19 protein-coding genes and 1 pseudogene are annotated in these 25,200 nt (G+C 62.9%); 12 read left to right on the top strand and 8 right to left on the bottom strand.

Features of this window, described 5'->3' with window-relative positions; translation table 11 throughout:
• The first annotated feature begins 5 nt into the window (after positions 1-5).
• The 8 genes from GH665_RS37895 to GH665_RS37860 all read left to right on the top strand — a co-directional run bounded on the left by GH665_RS37895 (position 6) and on the right by GH665_RS37860 (position 8,782).
• On the top strand, positions 6-926 hold the full coding sequence (locus GH665_RS37895) for a DNA-methyltransferase (RefSeq protein ID WP_153142106.1): 921 nt from the start codon (positions 6-8) through the stop codon (positions 924-926).
• Between the two features lie 33 nt (positions 927-959).
• Positions 960-1,772 carry a tryptophan synthase subunit alpha gene (gene trpA, locus GH665_RS37890; protein WP_153142105.1) on the top strand — a complete coding sequence of 271 codons (813 nt, stop codon included), beginning with the start codon at positions 960-962 and terminating at the stop codon, positions 1,770-1,772.
• A gap of 80 nt (positions 1,773-1,852) precedes the next feature.
• Complete coding sequence (gene accD, locus GH665_RS37885) at positions 1,853-2,725, top strand: acetyl-CoA carboxylase, carboxyltransferase subunit beta (protein ID WP_153142104.1); 873 nt, start codon at positions 1,853-1,855, stop codon at positions 2,723-2,725.
• Positions 2,726-2,872: 147 nt separating this feature from the next.
• Positions 2,873-4,183, top strand: a complete 1,311-nt coding sequence (gene folC / locus GH665_RS37880) for a bifunctional tetrahydrofolate synthase/dihydrofolate synthase (RefSeq protein WP_153142103.1) — start codon at positions 2,873-2,875, stop codon at positions 4,181-4,183.
• A 29-nt stretch (positions 4,184-4,212) separates the two neighbouring features.
• Entirely contained in the window at positions 4,213-5,112 is a 900-nt protein-coding gene (locus tag GH665_RS37875; RefSeq protein ID WP_153142102.1) for an SPOR domain-containing protein, read from the top strand.
• A 7-nt stretch (positions 5,113-5,119) separates the two neighbouring features.
• A complete protein-coding gene (locus GH665_RS37870) occupies positions 5,120-5,614 on the top strand; it encodes a CvpA family protein (RefSeq protein ID WP_028196127.1) in 495 nt (164 codons plus the stop codon).
• 136 nt (positions 5,615-5,750) lie between these two features.
• Complete coding sequence (purF, locus tag GH665_RS37865; protein WP_153142101.1) at positions 5,751-7,298, top strand: amidophosphoribosyltransferase; 1,548 nt, start codon at positions 5,751-5,753, stop codon at positions 7,296-7,298.
• Between the two features lie 293 nt (positions 7,299-7,591).
• Entirely contained in the window at positions 7,592-8,782 is a 1,191-nt protein-coding gene (locus tag GH665_RS37860) for an O-succinylhomoserine sulfhydrylase (protein ID WP_153142100.1), read from the top strand.
• 94 nt (positions 8,783-8,876) lie between these two features.
• Here the strand turns inward: GH665_RS37860 and GH665_RS37855 are convergent, their stop codons facing one another.
• Positions 8,877-9,656, bottom strand: a complete 780-nt coding sequence (locus tag GH665_RS37855) for an AraC family transcriptional regulator (RefSeq protein ID WP_153142099.1) — start codon at positions 9,654-9,656, stop codon at positions 8,877-8,879.
• Positions 9,657-9,690: 34 nt separating this feature from the next.
• The gene (locus GH665_RS37850) at positions 9,691-10,032 is read right to left on the bottom strand and encodes an FKBP-type peptidyl-prolyl cis-trans isomerase (RefSeq protein ID WP_006047612.1); all 342 of its coding nucleotides are present in this window, start codon (positions 10,030-10,032) and stop codon (positions 9,691-9,693) included.
• Positions 10,033-10,220: 188 nt separating this feature from the next.
• Here GH665_RS37850 and GH665_RS37845 point away from each other — a divergent pair, with 188 nt between their 5' ends.
• From GH665_RS37845 to GH665_RS37835, 3 genes and pseudogenes are all read left to right on the top strand, one after another.
• Positions 10,221-11,027, top strand: a complete 807-nt coding sequence (locus GH665_RS37845) for a sensor histidine kinase (RefSeq protein WP_153142098.1) — start codon at positions 10,221-10,223, stop codon at positions 11,025-11,027.
• Between the two features lie 95 nt (positions 11,028-11,122).
• Positions 11,123-12,466 carry a hemolysin family protein gene (locus GH665_RS37840; protein ID WP_153142097.1) on the top strand — a complete coding sequence of 448 codons (1,344 nt, stop codon included), beginning with the start codon at positions 11,123-11,125 and terminating at the stop codon, positions 12,464-12,466.
• Between the two features lie 89 nt (positions 12,467-12,555).
• Positions 12,556-12,968: pseudogene (locus tag GH665_RS37835) on the top strand (TSUP family transporter).
• Between the two features lie 38 nt (positions 12,969-13,006).
• On the opposite strand, the gene GH665_RS37830 reads toward GH665_RS37835, so the two are convergent.
• Together GH665_RS37830 and GH665_RS37825 are read right to left on the bottom strand one after the other, a co-directional pair.
• The gene (locus tag GH665_RS37830) at positions 13,007-14,494 is read right to left on the bottom strand and encodes a dipeptidase (RefSeq protein WP_153142096.1); all 1,488 of its coding nucleotides are present in this window, start codon (positions 14,492-14,494) and stop codon (positions 13,007-13,009) included.
• A gap of 22 nt (positions 14,495-14,516) precedes the next feature.
• The gene (locus GH665_RS37825; protein WP_153142095.1) at positions 14,517-15,176 is read right to left on the bottom strand and encodes a TetR/AcrR family transcriptional regulator; all 660 of its coding nucleotides are present in this window, start codon (positions 15,174-15,176) and stop codon (positions 14,517-14,519) included.
• Positions 15,177-15,306: 130 nt separating this feature from the next.
• Here GH665_RS37825 and GH665_RS37820 point away from each other — a divergent pair, with 130 nt between their 5' ends.
• A complete protein-coding gene (locus GH665_RS37820; protein WP_153142094.1) occupies positions 15,307-15,756 on the top strand; it encodes a nuclear transport factor 2 family protein in 450 nt (149 codons plus the stop codon).
• A gap of 114 nt (positions 15,757-15,870) precedes the next feature.
• On the opposite strand, the gene treY is transcribed toward GH665_RS37820, so the two are convergent.
• From treY to glgX, 4 genes are read right to left on the bottom strand one after another with little or no spacing between them, the layout of a single operon-like run.
• Complete coding sequence (gene treY / locus GH665_RS37815; protein ID WP_153142093.1) at positions 15,871-18,753, bottom strand: malto-oligosyltrehalose synthase; 2,883 nt, start codon at positions 18,751-18,753, stop codon at positions 15,871-15,873.
• Positions 18,750-20,966, bottom strand: a complete 2,217-nt coding sequence (malQ, locus tag GH665_RS37810; RefSeq protein WP_153142092.1) for a 4-alpha-glucanotransferase — start codon at positions 20,964-20,966, stop codon at positions 18,750-18,752. Before malQ ends, treY begins: the two co-directional genes overlap by 4 nt.
• Positions 20,963-22,882 carry a malto-oligosyltrehalose trehalohydrolase gene (gene treZ, locus GH665_RS37805; protein WP_153142091.1) on the bottom strand — a complete coding sequence of 640 codons (1,920 nt, stop codon included), beginning with the start codon at positions 22,880-22,882 and terminating at the stop codon, positions 20,963-20,965. Before treZ ends, malQ begins: the two co-directional genes overlap by 4 nt.
• Before the next feature lie 30 nt (positions 22,883-22,912).
• Positions 22,913-25,132 (bottom strand): glycogen debranching protein GlgX, encoded by a 2,220-nt coding sequence (gene glgX / locus GH665_RS37800; protein WP_153142090.1) that lies wholly within the window; start codon positions 25,130-25,132, stop codon positions 22,913-22,915.
• Positions 25,133-25,200 lie beyond the last annotated feature (68 nt).

The following is a 25,200-nucleotide window of genomic DNA, read 5'->3' as shown; positions in this document are numbered from 1 at the left end:
CGACGATGCGCGACGAGTTCGACGAGCCGCAACCGGCACTTGAAACCACGACCCCGGTCGCCGAGGTCGTGGCGGCCGAGGCGCCTGCACCCTTGTTGCCGCAGGTGCCCGCCGGTATCCGGCTGTTGAACCGCGATTTTTTGTCCGATGTGTCGAACATTCCTGACGGGTCGATCGACCTGATCCTGTGCGATCCGCCTTATGGGCTCGGCAAGGACTATGGCAACGACTCCGACATGCGTTCCGGCGAGGATTTTCTCGCCTGGACGCGTGGCTGGCTCGAGCTGGCTATTCCGAAGCTCAAGCCGTCGGGTTCGCTCTATATTTTCTGCACATGGCAGTACGCGCCGGAAATCTTCAGCTTCCTGAAGACAAAACTCACGATGATCAACGAAATCATCTGGGACCGGCGTGTGCCGAGCATGGGCGGAACGGTGCGCCGTTTCACCTCGGTGCACGACAACATCGGCTTTTTCGCGGTGTCGAAAGATTACTTTTTCGATCTCGATCCCGTCCGCATCCCGTACGATGCCGTCACGAAGAAGGCGCGTTCGCGTAAATTGTTCGAAGGCAGCAAGTGGCTGGAGCTTGGCTATAATCCCAAGGATGTCTGGTCGGTATCGCGGCTGCATCGGCAACATGCCGAGCGCGTCGATCACCCGACCCAGAAGCCTCTGGAAATTGTCGAGCGGATGGTGCTGGCAAGTTGTCCGAAGGGCGGGCGCGTGCTCGACCCGTTCATGGGCAGCGGCACCACCGCAGTCGCTTGCACCCGGCAGCAGCGCGAATTCGTCGGCTATGAGATCAATGAAAGTTACTGCGCAATAGCGCGCGAACGCGTTAGCGCGGCCGCGTCGGCGCCCACTGCCGCCCGCAAAACCCGCAAGAATGCGGCCAAGGCCGAGCGGCAAACCGAGGCGCAATAAGCGCGCAGTAGCTTAAAAATCCGAGAATATTCCATGTCCCGTATTAAGAACACGTTTGCTGCGTTGTCCGCCCAGGGTAAGAAAGGCCTGATTCCGTTCATGACGGCCGGTGATCCGGATCCGGCTCGCACGGTCGAATTCATGCATGCGCTCGCTGCCGGCGGCGCCGATGTGATCGAACTTGGCGTGCCGTTTTCCGACCCGATGGCCGACGGGCCGGTGATCCAGCAGTCGTCCGAACGCGCGCTGGCGCATGGCGTGTCGCTGCGCCACGTACTGGCCGACGTGAAGCGCTTCCGCGAAACCGACGACAAGACGCCGGTGGTGCTGATGGGCTACGCCAATCCGATCGAACGCATGGGAGCCGAGGTCTTCGCCAGGGCGGCGAAAGAAGCCGGGGTGGATGGCGTGCTAGTTGTCGATTACCCACCTGAAGAATGCGTTAACTTCGCTGAACAGATGCGATCTGCTGGCATCGATCCGATCTTTTTGCTTGCGCCCACGTCCACGGACGAGCGCATCGCGGAAGTCGGCAAAATTGCCAGTGGTTACGTCTATTATGTGTCGTTGAAGGGCGTGACCGGCGCGGCAAATCTGGACGTTTCCAGCATCGCGAGTAAAATCCCGGCCATCAAGTCGCGCGTCCCCCTGCCGGTGGGCGTCGGTTTCGGCATCCGTGACGCGCAAACAGCGCGTCTGGTGGCCGAAGTGTCCGATGCCGTCGTGATCGGCAGCCGTATCGTGCAGTTGCTCGAACAAGCGGCCCCTGAAGCTGCCGCCGAGACACTCACGCGCTTCGTCGCCGAAGTGCGCGAGGCGATCGACAGCGTCGCGACTGCCCGATAACAGTTATTTTTGTCGTCTGTAGTGTGAACGGCGGGTTCGTCCCGCCGTTCGCGCAACCGCTGACCCCAGAAGGATTCAATATGAGCTGGCTCGATAAACTGCTGCCGCCGAAAATCAAACAAACCGACCCGAAGAGCCGCAAGGGGATTCCGGAGGGCCTGTGGATCAAGTGCCCGTCGTGCGAAGCCGTGCTGTACCGCAACGACGTCGAGGCCAATCTGCACGTTTGCCCGAAGTGCGACCATCACATGCGCATCGGCGCGCGTGAGCGGCTCGACGGCCTGCTCGATCCGGAAGGCCGTTACGAAATCGGCCAGGAAATCGTGCCGGTCGACGCGCTCAAGTTCAAAGATAGCCGCAAGTACCCGGACCGCCTGAAAGAGGCGATGGACGACACCGACGAGACCGATGCGATGGTCGTGATGGGCGGTGCCATCCACACCCTGCCGGTGGTGGTCGCATGCTTCGAGTTCTCGTTTATGGGCGGCTCGATGGGTTCGGTAGTTGGCGAGCGCTTCGTGCGCGGCGCCCAGAACGCGCTTGAACAGAAAGTGCCGTTTATCTGCTTCACCGCTTCGGGCGGCGCGCGGATGCAGGAAAGCCTGCTTTCGCTGATGCAAATGGCGAAGACCACGGCGATGCTGACCAAGCTCGCCGAAGCCAAGCTGCCGTTCATTTCCGTGCTGACCGATCCGACCATGGGCGGCGTGTCGGCGAGTTTCGCGTTCCTGGGCGACGTGGTGATTGCCGAGCCGAAGGCGCTGATCGGCTTCGCCGGCCCGCGCGTGATCGAGCAAACGGTGCGCGAAAAGCTGCCGGAAGGCTTCCAGCGTGCCGAGTTCCTGCTGACGAAGGGCGCGGTCGACATGATCGTCGACCGTCGCAAGCTGCGCGAAGAAATCGCGCAATTGATGGCGCTGTTGAGCCATCAGCCGGCTGACGCGGTCGCGTAACCTTCGCATCAATGCCGCGCCGTGTGCTTTCAGGCGCGGCTGCCGTCGGAAAAGCAGTAAAAAAATAGCGCGCCGCGAGAGTCATCAAGCGGCGCGTTGTCATTTCCGGGATAATCACGGTCTCGCAACGCAGCACAGATTCACTCGATGACCACATTCCCCACCCTCGACGCGTGGCTCACGCACCTTGAATCCGCGCATCCTGTCGGCATCGACATGGGATTGGGCCGTATCACGCAGGTACGCGACGCGATGAAGTTGTCGTTTGAGTGCCCGATCATCACGGTCGGCGGCACCAACGGCAAGGGCTCGACCTGCGCGATTCTCGAATCGATTTTGCTGCGCGCGGGTTTCACGGTCGGCTGCCACACGTCGCCGCATTTGCTGTCATTCAACGAGCGGGCGCGCGTGAATGGTGAAATGGCGAGCGACGCAGACCTGCTGCCGCATTTCGAAGCCGTCGAAGCCGCACGCCTGAGCCTCGCCGAACCGGTCACGCTGACCTACTTCGAATTCACGACGCTGGCGATCATGAGTCTGTTTGCCTCGCGTGGATTGGATGCGGTCATTTTCGAAGTCGGCCTGGGTGGCCGCCTCGACGCGGTCAATATCCTCGACGCGGATTGCGCGATCGTTACCAGCATCGATATCGACCACACCGAATATCTCGGCGACACGCGCGAGAAGATCGCCTTCGAAAAAGCCGGTATTTTCCGTCCGGGCAAGCCGGCGATCTGCGCCGATCCGGTGCCGCCGCAAACCCTGATCGATCATGCCGAGAAGATTGGCGCCGAACTGTGGCTATTTGGCCGCGATTTCCGCTACGAAGGGCAGGCGGGCAGCGAACGCCAGCAATGGAGCTACGTAGGACCGACTATGCGCCGTTCGGCGCTCGCCTACCCGGCGTTGCGCGGCGCGAATCAGCTAATCAACACATCGGCTGCGCTGGCCGCTCTTGAAGCGCTGCGCGACCGTTTGCCGGTGTCGGCGCAGGACATCCGGCTCGGCCTCGCCAACGTCGAATTGCCGGGGCGCTTCCAGGTCCTGCCCGGCAAACCCGCCGTGGTGCTCGACGTGGGCCACAATCCTCACGCTGCGGCGGTTTTGGCGCAGAACCTCGGCAATATGGGCTTTTTTCCGTACACCTACGCCGTGTTCGGCGCGATGCGCGATAAGGACATTGCCGGCGTACTGACACATCTGAAAGGCGAAATCGACCACTGGTGCGTGACCGATTTGCCGACCCCGCGTGCGGCTTCGGCGGAAGAACTCGAAGCGGCTTTGCGCGAGCAGGGCGCGAGCGACGGCAACGACAGCAGCGTGACGCGCTACGCAACACCGGCGGAGGCATTCCAAGACGCGCTAAAACGAGCGTCAGAGAATGATAGAATCGTGGTTTTCGGCAGTTTCTATACGGTAGCAGGCGTTATGGCCTACCGTAAATCGCAGCAACACTGAACGGGCGCCAGGCTCGAACCAAGCGATTCATGGGAATTTTCTCGTTCGGCAAGAAAGACGACGCGCCCACCCGGCGCGGCGCAAATACCAGTTCCACTCGGGCCGCTCGTGGCGAGCGCGTGGAGCGGCGAACCCGCCGCACGGAGCGCGCCGTGGATGCCGATGCGATGCTGCTCGACCCCACGTTGCCGGAAAAGCAGCGTGCGCGGCGCAGGCTCGTCGGCGCGATCGCACTGGTCGTCGCGGCGGTGGTAATCCTGCCGATGGTGCTGGACTCGCATCCGAAGCCCGTTACGGACGACATCTCCATCGACATTCCAAGCCGTCCTGCGCCGAAGGTCGCCAAGACCGACGAAGATACGCAGGCCGGCGTAGCCCCGGACAACCCGGCGCCTGATACGGCACTTGCCGCTTCCAGCCTGGCGCCGACAACGGCAGCCACGCAAGGCCAGTCCGGCGCGGCGAAACAGCAGAGCGCAGCTACCAGCGCCGCGCCTGCCGCCAAGCCGGCTGCGAAAACGCAGGCACCGGCCGTCGCCGCCAACGCGGCGCCCGCCAAGCCGGCTAAATCGACCAACACGCCCGCCGTGCAAAGCGTGGCGAACGCGCCAGCACCGGGCGCGGACAGCACGAATACCGCCGCCGCAAGCGCCGACGCCAATTCCGGCACGCCGGCCTCGCCGCCAGGCAGCCGTTTTGCCGTCCAGCTCGGCGCGTTTGCGAACGACGCTAACGCGCGTAGCTGGGCCGCCAAGTTGAAAGCGGCCGGCGTGCCCGCATATACCGAACATCGGAAACAGGCCGACGGCTCGACACTCACGCTATTGCGCGCCGGTCCGTTCGCCGATCGTGCAGCGGCTTCCGCTGCGATTGCGAAGGTTCGCGAGGCCGGCCTGACGTCGGGCGCGAACAGCGGCGCCGCACAGTAAGCGAGCGATGTTCACCGCCTTCGACTACGCTGTAATGGCGGTGATCGGTTTGTCAGCCTTGCGCGGCACCTGGCGCGGGTTTTTGTCCGAGATATTTGGGCTGATCGGCTGGATCGCGGCGTTTTTCATTGCGTGCCGCTTCGTCGGGTACGTCGTGCCGTTTATCCCTGCCACGTGGCCGGGGGGCGCGCTGACCCAGTGGCTTCTGGCGTTCGCGCTGGTGGTGATCGGCGTGGTGCTGGTGGCAAGCGTGCTGAACGCGTTGCTGAGCCGCATTGTGCAGGCAACCGGCTTGAGTGGCGTGGACCGCTCGCTCGGTTTGATGTTCGGCCTCGTGCGCGGGGTCATTCTGGTGCTGATTCTGGTCGCCCTGGCAGGCTTGACCGAACTGCCCCAACAGGAATTCTGGCGCAACGCCTTGCTTCGGCCCTATGCGGTCGAGGGCGTGCACATAATGAAACCGCTGCTTCCCGAGACGCTCGCTGCCTACGTCCACGTGTGACGATCAGGCGGGTGGCCACGGGAAGCTTGCAGGACTCCGGCGCAATCCGGTTGCCTGTACGCACCGTCGCGTACCCACGCGCAGCATTGCAGGCACCGGCCGCCGTTACGAATTTCGTACCTTTGAAGGACATGCCATGTGCGGCATCGTAGGCGTAGTTTCCCATTCTCCGGTCAATCAGCTGATCTATGACAGCCTGCTGCTTCTGCAGCACCGCGGTCAGGACGCCGCCGGCATCGCAACCGCGAACGGCAGCAATTTCCACATGCACAAGGCCAACGGCATGGTGCGCGACGTGTTCCGCACGCGCAACATGCGCAGCCTGCCCGGCACCACCGGGATCGGCCAGGTCCGTTACCCGACCGCCGGTTCTGCATCGAGCGAAGAAGAAGCCCAGCCGTTCTACGTGAACGCGCCGTTCGGCATCATCCTCGCGCACAACGGCAATCTGACCAACTGGCAGCAGCTGAAAGATGAGATGTTCCGCATCGATCGCCGCCATATCAACACCAACTCCGATACGGAAGTGATGCTCAACGTGCTCGCGCACGAATTGCAGCTTTCCAGTTCGAGCCTGCAACTCGATCCGGCCGCGCTGTTCAAGGCCGTGTCGGGCGTGCATCGCCGGGTGCGGGGTTCGTACGCGATCGTGTCGCTGATTGCCGGCTACGGCCTGCTCGGCTTCCGCGACCCGTTCGGGATTCGCCCGCTGTGCCTCGGCAAGCAGGAAACGCCGGAAGGCGTCGAGTGGATCCTGGCGTCGGAATCGGTCGCGATCGAAGGTATCGGTTTCGAATTCGTGCGTGATATTGCGCCGGGTGAAGCCATTTTCATCGACCTCGAGGGCAACCTGCACTCGCAGCAGTGCGCGACGAATCCGAGCCTGAACCCGTGCATTTTCGAACTCGTGTACCTCGCGCGTCCGGACTCGGTGCTCGACGGTGTGCCGGTCTACAACGTGCGTTTGCGCATGGGCGACTACCTCGCCGAGAAGATCAAGCGTGAATTGCCCGACGTCGCGATCGACGTGGTGATGCCGATTCCCGATTCGTCCCGTCCGGCCGCGATGCAGGTCGCCAAGAAGCTGGGCGTCGAGTACCGCGAAGGCTTCTTCAAGAACCGCTACGTGGGCCGCACCTTCATCATGCCGGGCCAGGCGATGCGCAAGAAGTCGGTGCGCCAGAAGCTCAACGCCATGGGCATCGAGTTCAAGGGCAAGAACGTGCTGATCGTCGACGATTCGATCGTGCGTGGCACCACCTCGCACGAAATCGTGCAGATGGCGCGCGATGCCGGCGCGAACAAGGTGATCTTCGCTTCGGCGGCGCCGCCGGTGAAGTACCCGAACGTCTACGGTATCGACATGCCCACGCGCGGCGAACTCGTCGCACATGGCCGCACGGACGACGAAGTCGCGCGCATGATCGGCGCGGACTACCTCGTTTATCAGGACGTCGACGCCCTGAAGCAGGCAGTGCGCGATATCAACCCGGCGCTGAAGGAATTCGAGGCCTCGTGCTTCGACGGCAATTACGTGACCGGCGATGTCACGACCGAGTACCTCGACCGCATCGAAACCGCGCGTCTCGCGCCGTCCTCGCAATCGGATCGCGACGCCGCAAGCGAAGCGGCCGAGGGCGGCCCGTCGCGTTCGCAACTGCATCTGCAATTGTCGGTCGGTTGAGTGATAACGCTTACGGTGTGGCTCGCTGCACGCCACGCCGCGAGCGTGTTAGCATGACGGCTTGCGTCGATTTGATCTCAGCTTGCGGACGCGGGGCAACCCAAAACAGCTAAAGCGAATGGTGGAAAAGCCGCAATCATCCGCCTCCGCTCCAGCTTTCCCCGCACATGAAGCCCGCTTATGCCGACGCAAAAGCGGGCTTTTTTGTTGCTGCCGTTTGGCGTTGTTGAACTCGTTTAACGCGAGCGGCAGACGCTGAACCCAGCCATGGAACATTGGAAACCAGAACTAACATGGACGACTCCCTGAACTTCGACACGCTGGCGATCCGCTCGGGCACAGCGCGCAGCGACTTCAACGAACATTCGGAAGCGATTTTCCTGACGTCGAGCTTCGTCTTCGCGAGTGCCGCGGACGCCGCCGAAAAATTCAAGAATTCCGAAGACAACTACACCTACTCGCGCTTCACGAACCCGACGGTCTCGATGTTCCAGGACCGTCTGGCCGCGCTCGAAGGTGGTGAAGCGTGCATGGCCACGGCTTCGGGGATGGCGGCGATCATGTCGGTGGTGATGTCCACGCTGCAGGCCGGCGACCATCTGGTCAGCTCGCAGGCGCTGTTCGGCTCAACGCTCGGCATGTTCTCGCAGATCTTCAGCAAGTTCGGTATCACGACAACCTTTGTCGATCCGACTAATCTGGATGCATGGAGAAACGCCGTGCGCCCGGAAACGAAGATGTTCTTCCTCGAAACGCCGTCGAACCCGCTGACCGAAGTCGCGGACATCGAAGCAATCAGCAAGATCGCGAAGGCGGCCAATGCGGTTTTCGTGGTCGACAATTGTTTCTGCAGCCCGGCATTGCAGCAGCCGTTGAAATTAGGCGCCGATGTCGTCATGCATTCGGCCACCAAGTTCCTTGATGGCCAGGGGCGTGTGCTCGGCGGCGCGCTGGTGGGCTCGAAGAAGTTCATCATGGAAAAGGTGTTTCCGTTCGTGCGGAGTGCCGGGCCGACTCTGTCCGCATTCAATGCATGGGTGCTGCTCAAGGGCATGGAAACGCTGTCGCTGCGGGTCGACAAGCAGTCGGCGAATGCGCTCGAAATCGCGCGCTGGCTGGAAACGCATCCCGCCGTGAACCGGGTGTTCTATCCGGGGCTCGAGTCGCACCCGCAGCACGCGCTGGCCATGCGTCAGCAAAAGTCGGGCGGCGCAATTCTGTCGTTCGAATTGAAGGGCGATACGCCTGAGCAGATGCGCGCGAATGCCTGGCGCGTGATCGACAGCACGAAGATCTGCTCGATCACCGGCAATCTCGGCGACACGCGTACCACCATCACGCATCCGGCAACGACCACGCACGGTCGCGTAACGCCGGAAGCGCGTGCCGCGGCGGGGATCAGCGAAGGTCTGATCCGTCTTGCAGTAGGTCTGGAAAACGCCGGCGATATCCGCGGCGATCTGGAACGCGGTCTGGCGGGTTAATCGCTCAGCGTGCGGGGCAGCGGTAGCAAGCAGCGGTAGCAAGAAATGCGAGCCGCCTTTTTCAGGTGGCTCGCGGATCACCCAAGCGCAATCATCAATGACGCAGCGAGCGCCATTGACCGGGCGCCAGCCCGAAGCGCCGCGTGAATGCGTGGGTGTAGGCGCTCTGATCGCCAAAGCCGATTTCCAGCGTGATATCGCTCAGCGACAAGCGTGGATCGGACAGCAAACCCAGTGACGTATCGAGCCGCAGACGCTGCAAATAGCGATGCGGCGTTTCGCCGAAGGCTTCGATAAAAAGCTGATGGAAGCGCCGCATGCCGAAGCCGCAATGCGCGGCAAGGTCGGCGATACGCAGCGGTTCCGAGAGATGGGCGCGCAGCCAGCGGTCGATGCGCGCGAAGTCGAGGCCGGCGCCGTATGCCTGCGCTCCGGCCATGGTGCCGGTATCGGCCACCAACGCAGCGCCCAATCGTGCGGCTGCATCCCATTGAAAACGCCGGGCGTCCAGATCGTTGGTCTGAGCGCCGCCTGTGGCGTGCCCCGCAATCCGATGCACGAGCTGCGTGAGCGAGGCATCCACTGTGACCGCCCGCGCGCGGTCGAACAGACGCTCCGGCACGGCCAGCGAGGCGGCCGGCAGATCCAGCACCAATTGCCGGTTCTCGCCGATGCCCGCGTAGTCGTGCCGCGCGCCGGCCGGAATAAGCCAGGCGGAACCGGCGTCGATCTGTTGCGCGACGCCGTCTACCGCCATCACCATCGCGCCGTCGAGCCCGAGCACGACCTGGTGAAAATCGTGCACGTCCGACGCTTCGACCGTGCCGTAACGGCGCAGCGAAACGCTAGGTGCGGTGATGGCGGCGTGACCCATTGGCTTAATGGCGCAATTACAAAACAGTGAAAACTTAGACGTCGAGCAGTTCGACTTCGAACACGAGCGTGGCATTCGGCGGAATCACGCCGCCCGCGCCACGTACGCCGTAGCCGAGTTGCGGCGGAATCGTCAGCTTGCGCGTGCCGCCGACCTTCATGCCTTGCACGCCTTCATCCCAGCCCTTGATGACCATGCCGCCGCCCAGCACGAACGCGAACGGGTCGTTGCGGTCCTTGCTCGAGTCGAACTTCTGACCGTCGGTCAGCCAGCCCGTGTAGTGCACGCTGACGGTTTTGCCGGCAACCGCTTCGGCGCCGGTGCCTTCAACGATGTCTTCATATTTCAGGCCGGATTCGGTAGTCACAGTCGACATATGTCGCTCCTTAGGTCAAAAACGTAAAACCGACATTGTAGGCGTGTTGAGGTCGTATCGCCGAGGATTGGCAGGTGGCATGCGGTTTGCGTCCACGTTAGCCGTCCGGCCAAGCTGGTTGCCCAGGACGGCATGCCTATAATGGGGTTTCGTTCAATATTCCATGTACTGCCTGAGAGGGCTCGATCGTGACAACGTCTTCCACCGGGACCACCGGCGCCAAGCCGGCTTCTTCCGGCCTCGTCGTCTCCGAACGCACCGCGCGTCTGCGCGCGGAGACTGCGCTGTTCATGCGCGATCACGTGCTGTCGCTTGTGTCACACGACCTGCGCGGTCCGCTGAACGCCATCCATAGCTGGGCGTACGTGCTCGAGCGCAAGCTCGATGCAAACGATCCCAATTCGCAGCGCGCCGTCACCGGAATTCGTAATGGCGTGGACCAGCAGGTGAAGCTGCTGGAGACGATTGTCGATGCCACGCGCGCTGAGACCCGATCACTGGCACTTGCTTTGGCGCCGTTTCCGCTGCATCCGCTACTCGATGAAACCGTGGAGGAAGTCCGCTCGGGGTTGGCTCGAGCGCGTGGCGTCGAGCTCACGGTCGAGTCGCAACTCGCTACCGAGCAGCTCAACGGCGACCGCGAGCGTCTCGCCGCCGCGCTGTGGGTGATGCTCACGTTTGCCGTCGAAGCGAGCCCAAAGGGTGCCGCAGTCACGCTGGCCGCGCGCGCGGACGCCTCCCGGTGGTACGCCACGGTCGCTTTCAATCAGAGCGCCGCCGCACTGGAGGATGCTTCGGTGCCCCATGTGCTTGAAGCTTTTGCCCTCAAACAGGCGCGTGAACCGCGCGAGGCCAAACGGATCGCGTGGGTGTTCGCGCTGTGTAAGCGCGTCGCGGAAGCACACGGCGGCAGTTTCGAGCAAAGCGACGCACCTGAGGGCGAAACTGTTACGCTCGCGCTGCATGTGCCACTGAGTGCATCGACCTCCACGTGAGCGGCGGGTAATCGGCACACTTCCCGGTGCACGATTAACTTTCATCTTGCTTTCACGTTTTATACTGACAACTTTTGTTGCCGGAGCCCCTCGCTTTGATCCAGGTTGTCGCCCTTATCGGTGCATTGTTTCTCGTCGCCCTCAACGGTTTCTTTGTCGCCGCCGAATTTGGCCTGGTGAAGCTGCGGCAGACGCGCGTGCAGAGCCTCGCGGCCAAACACGGCATGCGGGGGCGTTTGCTGGCGAAGGTGCATGGCCGGCTCGACGCCTATCTGTCGGCCTGTCAGCTCGGTATTACGCTGGCGTCGCTCGGGCTCGGCTGGATCGGCGAGCCGGCGTTCGCGGAACTGCTCACGCCGGTCTTTAGCCTGCTTGGCGTGGAGTCGGAAAAGCTGATTCACGGCATCTCGCTGTTCTTCGCGTTCTCGTGCATATCGTTCCTGCATATCGTGGTGGGCGAACTGGCGCCGAAATCGCTGGCCATTCGTGAAGCGGAAAAGGTTTCGCTGTGGGCCGCCACGCCGCTGTACGGTTTCTACTGGGCGATGTATCCGGCGATCTGGGTGCTCAACTCCAGTGCCAACGCGGTGTTGAAACTTGCGGGCCTCAACGGAGAGCACGGCCACGATTCGCATTACTCGACCGACGAACTCAAGCTGATCCTGCGTGGCCGCCGCGCCAACGTCGCGACTGAACTCGGTTCACCGGATGGCGCCTACAGCCAGGACGAATGGAACACGATCGCGCATTCGCTGGATTTTTCTCGCATGACGGTGTCGGATCTGATGCGTCCGTCCTATGAAATGGTCGGCCTGCGGCGCGATTTGCCGTTGCGCGAAAACATGCAGGTGGTGGCGCGGCATCGTTTCAGCCGCTATCCGTTGTTCGAAGACGCGTCCGGCGAGCGCGTGGCCGGCATGATCCATTTGAAGGACTTGCTGCTGGCGCGGCACGCGGGCAGCACGCTCGACGACCTGTCCAAATACGCGCGCCCCGTGCAGTACGTCAAACCGGACATGCCGGCGCTCGAACTGTTTCGCCGCTTCCGCAAGGGTGCGCCGCATTTCGCGCTGGTGGGCCATAAGAACTCGAAGCCGATCGGCTTTCTCACGCTGGACAATCTGCTCGGCGCGCTGGTTGGGCAGATCCACGATGAATTCCGCCAGGGCGACGCCGACTGGACGCGCATGGACGACGGCACCTTGATGGGCAAGGGCAGCTTGCCGGTGGTCTCACTGGAACGTGCGCTTGGAATCGACATCGACGAAGGCCGGGCTGAATCGGTCGGCGGCCTTGTGATTCAGGCGCTCAACGATCTGCCTACCGAAGGGCAGCGGATCGAATTCGATCGCTTCGACGTGGTGATCAAGAAGATGAAGGGACCGCGCATCGTGCTGGTGCGCGTTTATCCGAAAACGTTCGACGATGAAGGCGGCTAGCCGGCTTTAATCGGTTTCGGCGCTGCGCCCGTCGTAAGTCAACTGCAGCATTGCTCAAGTAAAATCGCCGTCCATACCACGGGGGCGACATGGGATATTTGCTGGTGCTATGCGTCGGTTTGCTGGCCGGCACGTTGAGCGGCGTGATCGGCACTGGTTCGTCGATGATGCTGATGCCCGTTCTCGTCATGCTGTTCGGTCCACAGCAGGCCGTGCCGATCATGGCGATCGCCGCGATCATGGGCAACTTCGGCAAGATCATTGCGTGGTGGCGTGAGATCGACTGGCTGTCTACGGCACCAAAGTCGCGGTGTTCAATCATTTCGGTGCATTGCCCTTGCATGTGGTGATCGACGGTTTGATCACCGGCTCGGCGCTCATGATCGGGTCCTTTTCCGCGCGGCTGATTGTGGTGCGGATGAGTCCCGCGGCTTTTAAACTGGTGGTTGACGGGTTGATGTTGTCGTCAGGGATTTCATTGCTGTGGGCGGCAGGGCGCTAGCTCGACGCCAAGGTCCCGCTCGCGAACGGCATGCAAGCTCACCCCACCGACACCTCGAATACCCGCCGGTAATTGCCACCCAGAATCGCCCCAACTTCCGCTTGCGAGAATCCGGCCAGCAACAGCGCACTGGCCAGATCGGGCAACTGCCTGTAGCTCGTGAATACCGGGGGTGAAATAAACCCGAGCATGTCGGTCCCCAAGCCGACGTGTTCCACGCCCACCACATCCGCCATGCGCCTGACGCCTTCGGCCATCGCATGCAAATCGTGAAACGTGCCTGAGCTCGGCCACACGCCAATTACGCCACCCGTGCCGGCGATTACTCGCGCATGGTCGGGCGTGATAAGCCGGCTTCGCGCACCCGGGTGCGTGGCCAGGGCCGAATGCGACAGCACCAGCGGTTTGGTCGATGTATCCGCCGCGCGCTTCACCAGATCGTAGGTGCCGTGTGCAACGTCGACCACGATCCCCAACGCGTTGCAACGCCGTATCACCTGGACGCCGGTATCCGTCAAGCCACCATGCACCGGAGGCTCGGTCTGGATATCACCCAGTTCATTCACGCGATAGTGCGTCAGTTGCAGATGCCGTAGCTGATGCTTCGTGTACGCCTCGTCGACACGATCCACCTGGCCTTCGAGAAAGTCCGCGCCTTCGGCCGAGATGATCGCGCAGGGGCCGAGCGGACCTTGGGCAGATAGCGATGCAGTGTCGGTCACCACCCGCAATTGCTGGCGTTCGATCAATTGATGCGCACGCTGGAATTCGGCCTGGCCGAGCGCATAGAGTTCGCCTGGCTGAGGCTCGCGCCACGCCTCGAAACGCTTGCGGTTGTCCGCTACGCGCGTGACCGTCGTATCGGTGACGATTGCAAGGCAGATGACGTTCATGCCGCCGGCGCGCATCGGCGCGGCCAACGGGAGGAATGGGCGGTTCGCACCGATCGCCGGATCGCGCGAGACGGTCACACGGCCGGCGTGGCTGTGCATGTCGATAGTGAGCGCGCCGGGAGGTACCTGCCATGCTGGAGCGGCGTCGGATTGCGCGGCTTGCGCCGGTGGCGGTGTCTGCGCCTGTTGTGTTGCCGGTGTCGTTTCGGCGTGCGCTTCCGTATAACCGGCAAAGGGCCCGGGCGCACAAGCGGTCAACCCCAGCGCCGCACCCGATGCCAGAAACGCGCGTCGACTAAATCGACGCGGTGGCGCTGCCGGACGCTCAACCGGCAACGCATCGACCAGGCGATAGCGCCAACCCGCAGGATCGTCGACCAGACGCATCAGGCGGCCACGCAGCGCCAGCGCGTCGGCTTGCGGCGCGAGTGGCACGGCCATCTGCACTTCGATCGATGTCAACGGATTGCGTGGCACGCAGCCCCCGCAACACGGTTCGTCGGCGCTCAGCAGGAAGTAATCAACCGTGTCCGCTTGCGGGTCCAGTGGAATCATCCAGCCCGATATGTCGACACGCGTGCCGTGCAAGGTATCGGCTTTTCCACTTTGGATGCCCGGCCAGTCGATCTGCATCGGTGTTCCTCTCGAGGACGGCTTACTTGCGGGTTGCTGTAACGCGGTTCTTGTCGGCCGTCAGCGCGCCGGCCATGCTTTCAACGAGCTTCAACGCGTCCGCTTTCATGGCGACGGGGTCGTCCGCGCCATCGAGTAATTGTGCCGCTTCGCACACCATGCTGCCGATCATGCGCGCAGCGAGATACGCCTTGGCTTTTTCCTTGCCGGAGGCCTGGTTCGTCAGCGCGCCGATCAGCAGACCATACACGTGCGCTTCTTCGATCTTGCGGCACCGTGCCGGACCGAGCACGGCGGGCGCGGTTTCAATGACGAGTTGCCGGTAGGCGGGCTCGATGCAGATCTCCAGGAATTCGCGAATGCCCGCGCTCATCCGTTTTGCCTGGGGAGCAGCCTCGGCGGCGGATTTGACTCTGGATGCAGCGTCCGCCTGCAGAGCCTCGACTAGGGCGTCGAACAGCTCGGCCTTGTCTGCAAAGTGATGATAGAAGGCGCCACGGGTCACGCGTGCGCTGCGCGCGATGGCTTCGATCCCGACTTGCTGATACCCCTGTGACGTGAATAGCTCGCCCGCGGCGGTGATGAGCGCTTGCCGGGTCGCGTCCGCATATTCCTCGCGACGGGATTTGGGGGTTGGACCTGCACTTGGCATGGGCTTCGTTTTTATCCCTTGATTTTTCACATTCTGATTGTAGTATACATACACGGTGTATGTGAAAATCTAGTTGTATGTTAAATCAGCCTTCTGGCTGCGGCCTGAACACCCGGGCAACAACACCGTAGGTAAGCAACCCATTCAGGAGCAAACCCACATGACGTCAGCAGAAAAATACCTTCCCCCGAGCGCGGAGCAGTTAGCCAACGCCAGGACCGCTGTGCAACGCTTCGCTTCGGAGTGGCAGCACCCCGTCGCCGATAATCTTGAAGCGCTCATGCACGAAGACACACAAAACCTGATCCCACCCATGACGGAGCCGGCCGACCGGAAAGGCGTCATCGAACATTTCCGTCAGGTCCTGACGCAACTGCCGGACTTGAAAGTCGACGTCCTTCAATGGGCGCCCACCGGCGACGCCGTCATGATCGAATGGCGGGCATCGGCCACGGTAGCCGGACAGGCGCTCAACTGGCAGGGTGTCGACCGCTTCAACCTGCGCGGCGACCGGATGTACAAAGGGCAGGTGTACTGGGACACAAGGCGCGTGGCGGAACAGGTGGCCGAAGCCGTCAAACGCGCGCAGCAAGGTGGTTCGTCGGCATGACGCATTGCGCTGAGCGCGCCAGTAAGTGAGTCAATGCGTGAGCCAACAGCCAGCAAAAAGGCGGTTAAAGCATGTCTGCTTTAACCGCCCCTGCACGCTTCCAGAAAACGCGCATCAACTGCGTGGCACACCGTCCTCCACCAACACCGCGATAGGCATTGCGCCTAACGCATCGCGCAGATACAGCAAGCCGTTTTCATCGACCTTGGGCGCCGCCGGGCTCAACCAGTCGAATAGCGCTCGTGCGGCCAGATCCGTTGGCATCTCGATGGCGGTATCGCCCCATTTACCCGGATCGACCATCGGCAGATCATCGGGTTCGCTCGTGTCGCCGAGCAATCCGGCAGCAAGCCGGCTTGCCACCACCACGGCCCACGCATTCCCATGACGCCGTGCAAACGCAATCACATTCGCCGCATGCGGACCGCGTACCTCCAGCGGCAGATACGTGCTTTGACTCAGCAACTCCGGCAAGTGAGCGCGCAAGGCCAGCACGCGTTGCACCACGGCGAGCTTCACCCGTCCATCGGGCCAGTCCGCGAGGAAATCCGAAGGGGGTGTCTGCGCCAGCAACGCTTCACGTTTGGCAAAATCGACGGGCCGGCGATTGTCCGGATCGACCAGGCTGAAGTCCCACAACTCCGTGCCCTGATAAAGGTCGGGAATCCCAGGCGACGCCAGCCGCAACACGGTTTGCTGCAAACTATTGAGCGCACCCGCGCGGCTGATCCGCGTGACGAACGTGGACAATTCGCGCAGGAATCCATCGCGCCGCTGCGGCGCCAGAATGTCGAACAGGAAAGCGCGGCAGCCGGCTTCAAAGGCTTCGTCGGGGGCGAGCCAGTTGGTCTGCAGCTTTGCTTCCCGGAGCGCCTTCAACTGCCATTGCGCGACCCGCTCGGCGAGTTCCTTGATGCCCGCTTCATCGTTCGCTTGCAAGCCGGGAGGCCAGCAACCCACCAGGGTTTGATACAGCATCGCTTCAGCGGCCGGCCCGGGTGCCCAGTCGTAGCTGATATCGTGGCTGACGCTACTGATCGGCGTACCGTCCAGAGCACGGCGATGTGGTGCGTTTAGCGTCGACCACGCGCGCAACTTCGCGCTCCATTCGTCGGCGATTTCGCTCAACACCGCAAGGCGCGCGCGCACGTCTTCGCCACGCTTGTGGTCGTGCGTTGCCGTGGCGAGCATCGCGTGAGGAAAGCGCTGCGAGCGCTCGAGATTCGCCGCATGAAACTGCTCGACCGACAACGCGAACTCGCCCGGGTCGGAACCCACTTCATTGCGCGACAGCAAACGGCCATAGCGATAACACGCGGTATCTTCAATCGCCTTTGCGGCGACCGGTGCGGTCAATTGCGCGAACAGCGTTTGCGCGGTGCGCCGTGCCGAACCTGCGTGACTCGGCGGCGCGCCACCTGGACCCTGCTGCTGCGATTGTGCATTGCCGCGTGCATTCGGATTCGGATTCGATACTTCTTCGGCGCTCTCGCCAAGCCACGCGTTCACACGGTCGAGCACTTCATGATCCGCGCGCGAAAGCGTCTGTTTCGCGCCTGCCAGCGCCTGATCGAAATACACGTTATCGGCGGCGCTGCGCAGCCCGTTTTGCGAATAGATCCGATACACCGGAAAATGCACGACCAGTTCGGTCAGCACGCGCCGCAACGCGGTGAAGGTGAAATCGCGGGTTGTCAGCGAGTCGCGGGCAATCCGATGCAACGCGCGCGCCGCGCGGTCCAGTTCGGCGGAGAGATTCTCCGCGAGAATCTTGCGGCGGGCGGGCAACGCTTCGTCGGCGAAGCGCGGGCTGCGGGCGGTGAGTTCGGTCCACGTCTGCGCGAGCGGCTCGGCGCCGGCCGGATCGTGCAAGAGGGCGCCCACGTCGTTCATGAAATCGTAGCCGGTCGTGCCGTCCACGGGCCAGTCGTCGCGCAACGGCTCGTCGCGGCCGAGAATTTTTTCGACGACCACATACGGCGCGGTGTCGCGCAATTCGGTGAGGCGCTGCCGCAGACGCTGACAGTACTCGCGCGGTTCAGCCAGACCGTCCACGTGATCGATCCGCAAACCGTCCACCACGCCTTCCTGATACAGACGGAAAACCAGCGCATGCACCGCCTCGAACACTTCGGGCCGCTCCACGCGCACGCCGGCCAATGTCGAGATGTCGAAGAAACGCCGCCAGTTCACTTCGTCTGAAGCGGTACGCCACCAGGCAAGACGGAAGTGTTGCCGTTCGATCAATCGATGCAAGCGGTCACGCGTCACCGGATCCGCGGGCGAATACGCTTCCAGCACCAGTTCGATCGCCGAGGCACCGTTTTGCGCGACGAACTCGCGCAGCATGTCGCGTCCTTCGGCGGCGCGCGGCTGATCGGTCGGCTGCGTCGTCAGGCCCTGGAAACGTTCGGCCAGCGCGTTGAGATCGGCGCGGTCGGCGCTTTGCAGCATCGCTGCGTAGTCGGTTGGGCACACGGGAAATACATGCGGGCCGTAGCCGATATAGAAGCGTCCACTATCGGCCGCGAAATGCAGTGCAATCCGGGCCGCGGCGAGTTCGTCGCCGTACGGTGCGCCGAGTGTCGGCGCCAACACCTTGCCGCGCAGGGCCGGATCGGGCGAATGCCAGTCGACGTCGAAATGGCGTGCGTACGCACTATGCCGGCCCCATTCGAGGATATCGAGCCACCACGCATTGCTCGAACCGCCGACGCCCATATGGTTCGGCACCACGTCGACGATCAGCCCCATGTTGTGCGCGCGCAGTTTTTCGACGAGGCGTTTCAAGCCCGCTTCGCCGCCATATTCGGCGTTGACCTGGGTGTAGTCGACGGTATCGTAGCCGTGCATCGAGCCCGGTTCGGCGGTGGTAATGGGCGACGCGTACAGGTGGCTGATGCCGAGCGCGGCGAAGTAGTCGATGTGCTTCGCGGCATCGTCGAAGGTGAAGCCTCGATGGAACTGGAGGCGAAGCGTGGAGCGCGGGACGGTCATGGCGTATCAGGCTCCGAAGAAACGTTGGTAGAGGCGGGAACGGTTGCGCCGCGGCGCGCGCGGTCGACGGCCAGCAGGCGATCGCTGAAGGCGTCGTCCTCGAACAATGCGTCGATGGGCAGGCTCACGCGGCGGCGCCAGTTCGGATGCTCGTCGATCGAGCCGGGCAGGTTCGGCTGCTCGACGAGGGCGAGCAAATCCTCGAGCGGGAATGTCACGAGCGGCCCGGGCGTGGCGGCGACGAAGGCGAGCGCCTCATCCAGGGGCGCTTCGTCGGGCGGCGGCGCTGCCACGTCCGGCGCGGCGACGCCGGCCTGCTGGAACGCGTGCCACAGCAGCGCGCGATCGGCGGCGCGTTCTTCCAGCGCCACCTGCTCCGCATCGCGGCCATCGGCGCGCGCCATGGTCTGACCGATCCGGTTGCGCCACGTGATGTCGCTGCCGCGCCACCAGCCCGCCACGGTCGGCAGGTCGTGGGTCGTGGTGGTGCCGACGGCATTGCGATCCCACGCGTGCGGCGGTTTGAAGCCCTTGCCGCCTTCCGCGCCTTCGAACCACAGCACGCGAATGCCGGCGAGTCCATGCTCTTCGAGCCGTTCGCGAAAACCGTGCGGCACGGTGCCGAGATCTTCGCCAATCACGATCGCGCGATGCCGCCACGATTCGAGCGCGATCAGCCGCAGCAGGTCTTCGAGCGGATAGCGCAGATAGGCGCCGTTGCGCGCGCTCTCGCCTTCGGGTACGAGCCACAGGCGCCGCAAACCGAGAATATGATCGATGCGGATGCCACCCGCATGCGCGAACGCCGCACGCAGCATGTCGATGAAGGCAGAGAAGCCCTGCGTGCGCATCGCGCGCGGCGAGAAGGTGGTGAGCCCCCAAGCCTGCCCGGCCTGGTTGAACAGATCGGGCGGTGCGCCCACTGAGATTCCTTGCAGCATGTCGTCGCGATACGACCATGCATGGCTGCCGGCACTATCGCAGCCAACGGCCAGATCGGCGATCAGGCCGACGGCCATCCCGGCGTCGGTCGCGGCCTGCTGCGCGTGCGACAGACCCTTGGTGGCGAGCCATTGCAGAAACAGATGAAAATCGACTTCATGCCGATGCGCTTCGGCAAAGGCTTCGACTTCCGCGCTGCGCGGATCGCGCAACGTTTCGGGCCAGTCGCGCCAGTGACCCTTACCGTCTCCTTGAGCCAACTGCACGGCCTGCAGCGCCTCGAAGCGCGCATGATCTTCAAGGGCGCGGCCGGCACGTTCACAGAAACCATGAAATTCGAGCGCGCGCGGCGTGTCGTGCGCGCGTTCCTGAGTGCAGAAGTTCTCGTACAGCGCGCGCAGAACCTTCAGCTTCAGCACCACCGCGTTCGGCCAATCGATCAGCGGCAAGTCTTCGAGCGCCGACCATGCGCCGGTGGCCTGCGCGGCCTCGAGCGCGGCGCGCGCGGCAGCCTCGCCGAACACCGCGGCAGGGTCGATATGCGTGACGTTCAGCCACAAACGCGACGACGGCGAATACGGGCTGAAACGATCCGGCTCGGCACTGAACATCGCGTGCGTGGGGCTGACGGCGAGCGCATGTGCGCCGCGCTTCGCGCTCTCAGTGGCCATTTGCGCGAGGGCCGTATAGTCGCCGATGCCGCCATCGCCCGTGCGGCGCAAACCATATAACTGCGCGGCAATGCCCCACAGCGGCGGCGTTTGTGCCGGTTGCGCTGTTTGCGCGGCGGTGCCGCCATGCAGCGTGCGCCATGCATCCGCGACGGTATAGCAGCGCGACGGCGCCACGGCCAACGTCACGCGTTGATCGTTAATCACCAGCGTGTGATAGCCAGGTTCGTCGATGGGCGTGAGCAACGCTTCCTCGCCCTTAGGCGCCGTGAAACGGCCGTCGATGATCGACCCGCTTTCGAGTTCGATCCGGTAGTGACTGGCGGATCTGATCGCCGCAGCCGGCAGCGCGATGCCGCGGTCGACCTCCGCAGTCATCAACGGCGGCAGTTTGCGGCCGGACAACTCGGCGTCGAGCGTGGCCGCGCTGTGCCGGATCTGCGTGGCGTTGGCGCACGGCAAGCCCATCCGGTCGAGCAGCACGGCGAGCGTGCTCTCCGGCACATGCTGCGTCGTATGGTGCGCATCGCGCCACTCGACCTCGAAGCCGGCGCGCATGGCAAGGGTAGTGATCGTATCGGTCGGGCGTCGGGTGCTCACGCGTGGCGCTCCTGTTGGCTCGCGATGCGCGCATCGTGGCCGATGGCGTAATCGCTGACGTCGCCGGTTACCCACGCGACAAACGCGTATGACGGCAACACCTTGGCGTCGACCTGCTCGCGCACGCGCGGCGGCGTTTCGAAAATTACCTTGCCGGCTGGCGGATCGGGAAACGCCACGTTTTCTTTCGAGAGATTCAACGCGATCGACAAGGTCTCGCCGTCGCCGAGTTTCCAGCGGGCGATCAGCGCATTGGCATCGCCGCCGTTTGCAGCGGTGAGCACGGTCGCGCCGAGCGCTTTCGAATGTTTCAGACGCGGCGTAATCAGCTTCGCCCGCACGGCGAGCGCGGATTTGTAGAAGTGCATCCAGTCGAGCCGGTCTTTCGCGGTGTTGTCCGCGGTCGGGCTTTGAACAGGTTCAGGCGGCGACGAGGCCGCGAAGGTTTCCACGTCGTTCGGATCGGGAATCTGCGCGCGACGCTTTTCGTCGCTGAATGCCGAAAAGCGTGCGAATTCGCGACGCCGTCCTTCACGTACGGCGTCGGCGAGTTCACCGGTGTAGTCGGTGAAAAACAGGAAGGGCCGGGTCGAGCCGTATTCCTCGTCCATGAACAGCAGAGGAATTTGCGGCGACAACAGCAGCAAACCGGTGGCCGCCCGCAAGGCATCGTCCGACGTCAGTTTGCGCAGGCGTTCGCCGAATGCGCGATTGCCGATCTGGTCGTGATTCTGCAAAAACATCACGAATGAAGTAGTCGGCAGATGCCCGCTCGATTCGCCGCGTGGCGTGCCGTCGTGAATGGGTGACGGTTCACCCTGATACGCGAAGCCTTCCGACAGCACGCGTGCAAGGCGGCGGATGGGCTGATCTTCATAGGCGTGGTAATAGCCTTCGGTTTCGCCCGTCAGCAAAACATGCAGCGTGTTGTGTGCGTCGTCGTTCCATTGCGCGTCGAAATGCGTTTCCAGCAGGCTCGCACTATTGCGTTCGTTTTCCAGCACCAGATGCACATGCCGCCCGTGCTGCACTTTCGCGCGGATATGGTCGGACAAATCGCGCAGCCATGCAGGATTGTCGATGGCATGCACCGCATCGAAACGCAGTCCGTCGATGCGATATTCGTTGATCCAGTAGACGGCGTTGTCGGTGAAGAAATCGCTCACTTCACAGCGCTCGAAATCGATCGCGGAGCCCCACGGCGTGTGCGTGTCCTCGCGGAAGAACGAGCGGGCGTATTCGTGCAGATAATTGCCGTCCGGGCCGAAGTGGTTGTACACCACGTCGAGAAACACCATCAGGCCGAGGCCGTGCGCGGCGTCGATCAGCGCTTTCAGTTCTTCGGGGCGGCCGTACGCGGAATCGGGCGCATACGGCAACACGCCGTCGTAGCCCCAATTGTGCTGGCCGGGAAAGTCGTTCAACGGCATCAATTCAATTGCTGTGACGCCGAGCGCGACCAGCGCGGGCAAACGCTTCATCACGCCGGCATAACCGCCCATCGCGCCGACGTGCAATTCGTACAGCACCGTTTCTTCCCACGGACGGCCATGCCAGTTCGTATGCTCCCAACGGTACGCGCGCGGATCGATCACTTCGCTCGGTCCGTGCACGTCTTGCGGCTGGAAGCGCGACGCGGGATCGGGCACCGTCTGCCCGCTATCGAGCCGGAAGCGATACAGCGTGCCCGCGCCGCTGTCGACGATCGTTTCGAACCAGCCGTTGCCCGTGGAGGCCATGTCGTGCGTGCCTTGGGCCGGTCCGTTTTCGATTTCCACCTGCACCGTCTTGCACGAAGGCGCCCAGAAACGGAACCGGGTACGCGGCTTCGCGCCCGTTGCGCCCAGCAACTGCGCGCTGAACGGCAGGCAATGCGCGTGATGGTGCGCGTGCGGATCAATCGGACTTTCGGACATGATTCATCACCATTCGGTTTTGCTTCCCGCCTACGTGGACGGCGACGTATCGCTGCCCGGCGTATGCGCACCCGGATCGGGCGGCAGGGCGGTCAATAAGCGCGGCCCGTGCTGCGCGCCGGCCTTCCAGCCCGTCTGCCAATCCGCTTCGCCGACCGGTTGCGCCGCCAGCATCACGAGACCATGTGCGGCCACTTCGACCTCGGGCAACGCCAGTGGGTGCGGCGCGCTTTCCGGCTCAGCCGTGTCTAACAGCACGTGCCATTCCAGGTGTGGCGCGGGCGGCACGAAACGCAAGGTGTCCGCCGAAGCGTTGAGCATCATCAACAATACTTCCGTTTCGCCATTCAAGCCTGGACCCGCGCGACGCAGCGTGAACGCGCGGCCTTCGGGGTCTTGCCAGGCTTCGATAGTGAGCGGGTCGCCGTGTTCATCGAACCAGCCGACGTCGAACAGGCCCGGCAACACTTCGCGATCGCCGAACAGAAAGCGCGTTTCGCGCAGCAGCGGGTGCGTTTTACGCAGCGCGATCACGCGCGCGACGAACGCGGTCGTCTGGCGTCCTTCGAGCGACTCCATACGATCCCAGTCGAGCCATGATAGTTCGTTATCCTGGCAATACGCATTGTTGTTGCCGTTCTGCGTGCGCAGCGATTCGTCGCCGGCCAGCACCATAGGTGTGCCGAGCGCCATCAGCAGTGTGGCGATCAGCGAGCGGGCCACGCGCTTGCGCGTTTCGAGTATCGCCGGATCGTCGCTCGGACCTTCCACACCCCAATTGCGACTGCAGTTTTCATTGTGACCGTCGTTGTTGTCTTCGCGATTCGCTTCGTTATGCTTGTGCTCGTACGCGGTGACGTCGGCGAGCGTAAAACCGTCGTGCGACGTGACGAAGTTTATCGAAGCCCACGGTTTCCTGAAGCGCCGGTTGAACAGATCGGCGGAACCGGTCAGCCGCGCGGCGAGATCGGGGCGCAAGCCGGCGTCACCGCGCCAGAAGCGGCGCACCGTGTCGCGGAAACGGTCGTTCCATTCGGCGAATCCCGGCGGATGATTGCCGAGCTGATAGCCGCCCGGGCCAATGTCCCACGGCTCGGAAATCAGCTTACGTTGCGACAGGATCGGGTCCTGGCGCAACGCGTCGAAGAAACCGGAACCGGGATCGAAACCGTGCTGCTCGCGGCCGAGTGTCACGCCGAGGTCGAAACGGAAGCCGTCGATATTGAACTTGGTCGACCAGTAGCGCAGCGAATCCATCACCATCTGCAGGACACGCGGGTGCGCCAGGTTGACGGTATTGCCGCAGCCGGTGTCGTTGATATCGTGGCGTTCGTCGCCGGGAACCAGGCGGTAGTAGCTCGCATTGTCGAGGCCGCGCCATGAGATAGTCGGCCCCGCCTCGTTGCCTTCGCAGGTGTGGTTGTAGACCACGTCGAGAATCACTTCGATGCCGGCTGCGTGTAACTGGCGCACGGCAATGCGCATTTCGTCGAGCCGGTGCGTACTCAGATACGACGGCTCCGGTGCAAAAAAGGCCGCGGTGTTATAGCCCCAGTAATTGCGCAGGCCGCGCTCCACCAGAAAGCGGTCGTTCAGAAACGCGTGCACCGGCAGCAATTCGACGGCGGTGACGCCTAGCTTCAGCAAATGCTCGATGAATTCCGGCGCAGCCAGCGCGGCGAACGTGCCGCGTTCGTGCTGGCGCAAATCGGGGCGCAACATCGACACGCCGCGCACATGCGCTTCGTAGATGACGGTTTCGCCCCACGGCACATTCGGGCGCTTGTCGTGCGACCAGTCGAAGGCTTCGTCGATCACGACGCACTTCGGCATGGCCGGCGCCGAATCGCGCCGATCGATCGAGAGGTCGGCACGATTCGAATGCACGCGATAGCCGAACAGCGCGTCGGACCAGCGAAACTGCCCGACCAGTTTGCGTGCATACGGATCGAGCAACAGCTTGTGCGGATTGAAGCGATGCCCATGCTGCGGCTGATACGGCCCGTGCGCGCGAAAACCGTACGCGGTGCCAGGGTGCGCGTTGGGCAGATAGCCGTGCCAGACTTCGTCGGTGCATTCGGGCAGCGTGAAGCGCCTGATCTCTTTGCGACCGGTGGGATCGAACAGGCAAAGCTCGATTTTTTGCGCATTCGCCGAGAACACCGCAAAGTTGACGCCGAGGCCATCCCAGCTGGCGCCGAGCGGATAGGGCGAACCGGGCAGAAGCCGGTCGGGCATTGCATGCGACATGATTCCCCTTCCTTGTTCTGTTTTATGAACGCTCTCGTGGGATTTCATGCGACGAGCGCGCGGCCCGG

The organism is Paraburkholderia agricolaris, assembly GCF_009455635.1.
Lineage (GTDB): Bacteria > Pseudomonadota > Gammaproteobacteria > Burkholderiales > Burkholderiaceae > Paraburkholderia > Paraburkholderia agricolaris.
Note: the sequence above shows the minus strand (reverse complement) of the source record. Positions and strands in the feature narration are given on the sequence as shown.

What these genes read in the sequence shown, in the direction of transcription:
- GH665_RS37870 (WP_028196127.1), top strand. Translation starts at nt 5,120, where the DNA reads ATGTTCACCGCCTTCGACTACGCTGTAATGGCGGTGATCGGTTTGTCA.
- GH665_RS37860 (WP_153142100.1), top strand. Translation starts at nt 7,592, where the DNA reads ATGGACGACTCCCTGAACTTCGACACGCTGGCGATCCGCTCGGGCACA.
- GH665_RS37875 (WP_153142102.1), top strand. Translation starts at nt 4,213, where the DNA reads ATGGGAATTTTCTCGTTCGGCAAGAAAGACGACGCGCCCACCCGGCGC.
- glgX (WP_153142090.1), bottom strand. Translation starts at nt 25,132, where the DNA reads ATGTCGCATGCAATGCCCGACCGGCTTCTGCCCGGTTCGCCCTATCCG.
- GH665_RS37855 (WP_153142099.1), bottom strand. Translation starts at nt 9,656, where the DNA reads ATGGGTCACGCCGCCATCACCGCACCTAGCGTTTCGCTGCGCCGTTAC.
- folC (WP_153142103.1), top strand. Translation starts at nt 2,873, where the DNA reads ATGACCACATTCCCCACCCTCGACGCGTGGCTCACGCACCTTGAATCC.
- GH665_RS37895 (WP_153142106.1), top strand. Translation starts at nt 6, where the DNA reads ATGCGCGACGAGTTCGACGAGCCGCAACCGGCACTTGAAACCACGACC.
- trpA (WP_153142105.1), top strand. Translation starts at nt 960, where the DNA reads ATGTCCCGTATTAAGAACACGTTTGCTGCGTTGTCCGCCCAGGGTAAG.
- treY (WP_153142093.1), bottom strand. Translation starts at nt 18,753, where the DNA reads ATGACCGTCCCGCGCTCCACGCTTCGCCTCCAGTTCCATCGAGGCTTC.
- GH665_RS37820 (WP_153142094.1), top strand. Translation starts at nt 15,307, where the DNA reads ATGACGTCAGCAGAAAAATACCTTCCCCCGAGCGCGGAGCAGTTAGCC.
- accD (WP_153142104.1), top strand. Translation starts at nt 1,853, where the DNA reads ATGAGCTGGCTCGATAAACTGCTGCCGCCGAAAATCAAACAAACCGAC.
- treZ (WP_153142091.1), bottom strand. Translation starts at nt 22,882, where the DNA reads ATGTCCGAAAGTCCGATTGATCCGCACGCGCACCATCACGCGCATTGC.
- purF (WP_153142101.1), top strand. Translation starts at nt 5,751, where the DNA reads ATGTGCGGCATCGTAGGCGTAGTTTCCCATTCTCCGGTCAATCAGCTG.
- GH665_RS37830 (WP_153142096.1), bottom strand. Translation starts at nt 14,494, where the DNA reads ATGCAGATCGACTGGCCGGGCATCCAAAGTGGAAAAGCCGATACCTTG.
- GH665_RS37850 (WP_006047612.1), bottom strand. Translation starts at nt 10,032, where the DNA reads ATGTCGACTGTGACTACCGAATCCGGCCTGAAATATGAAGACATCGTT.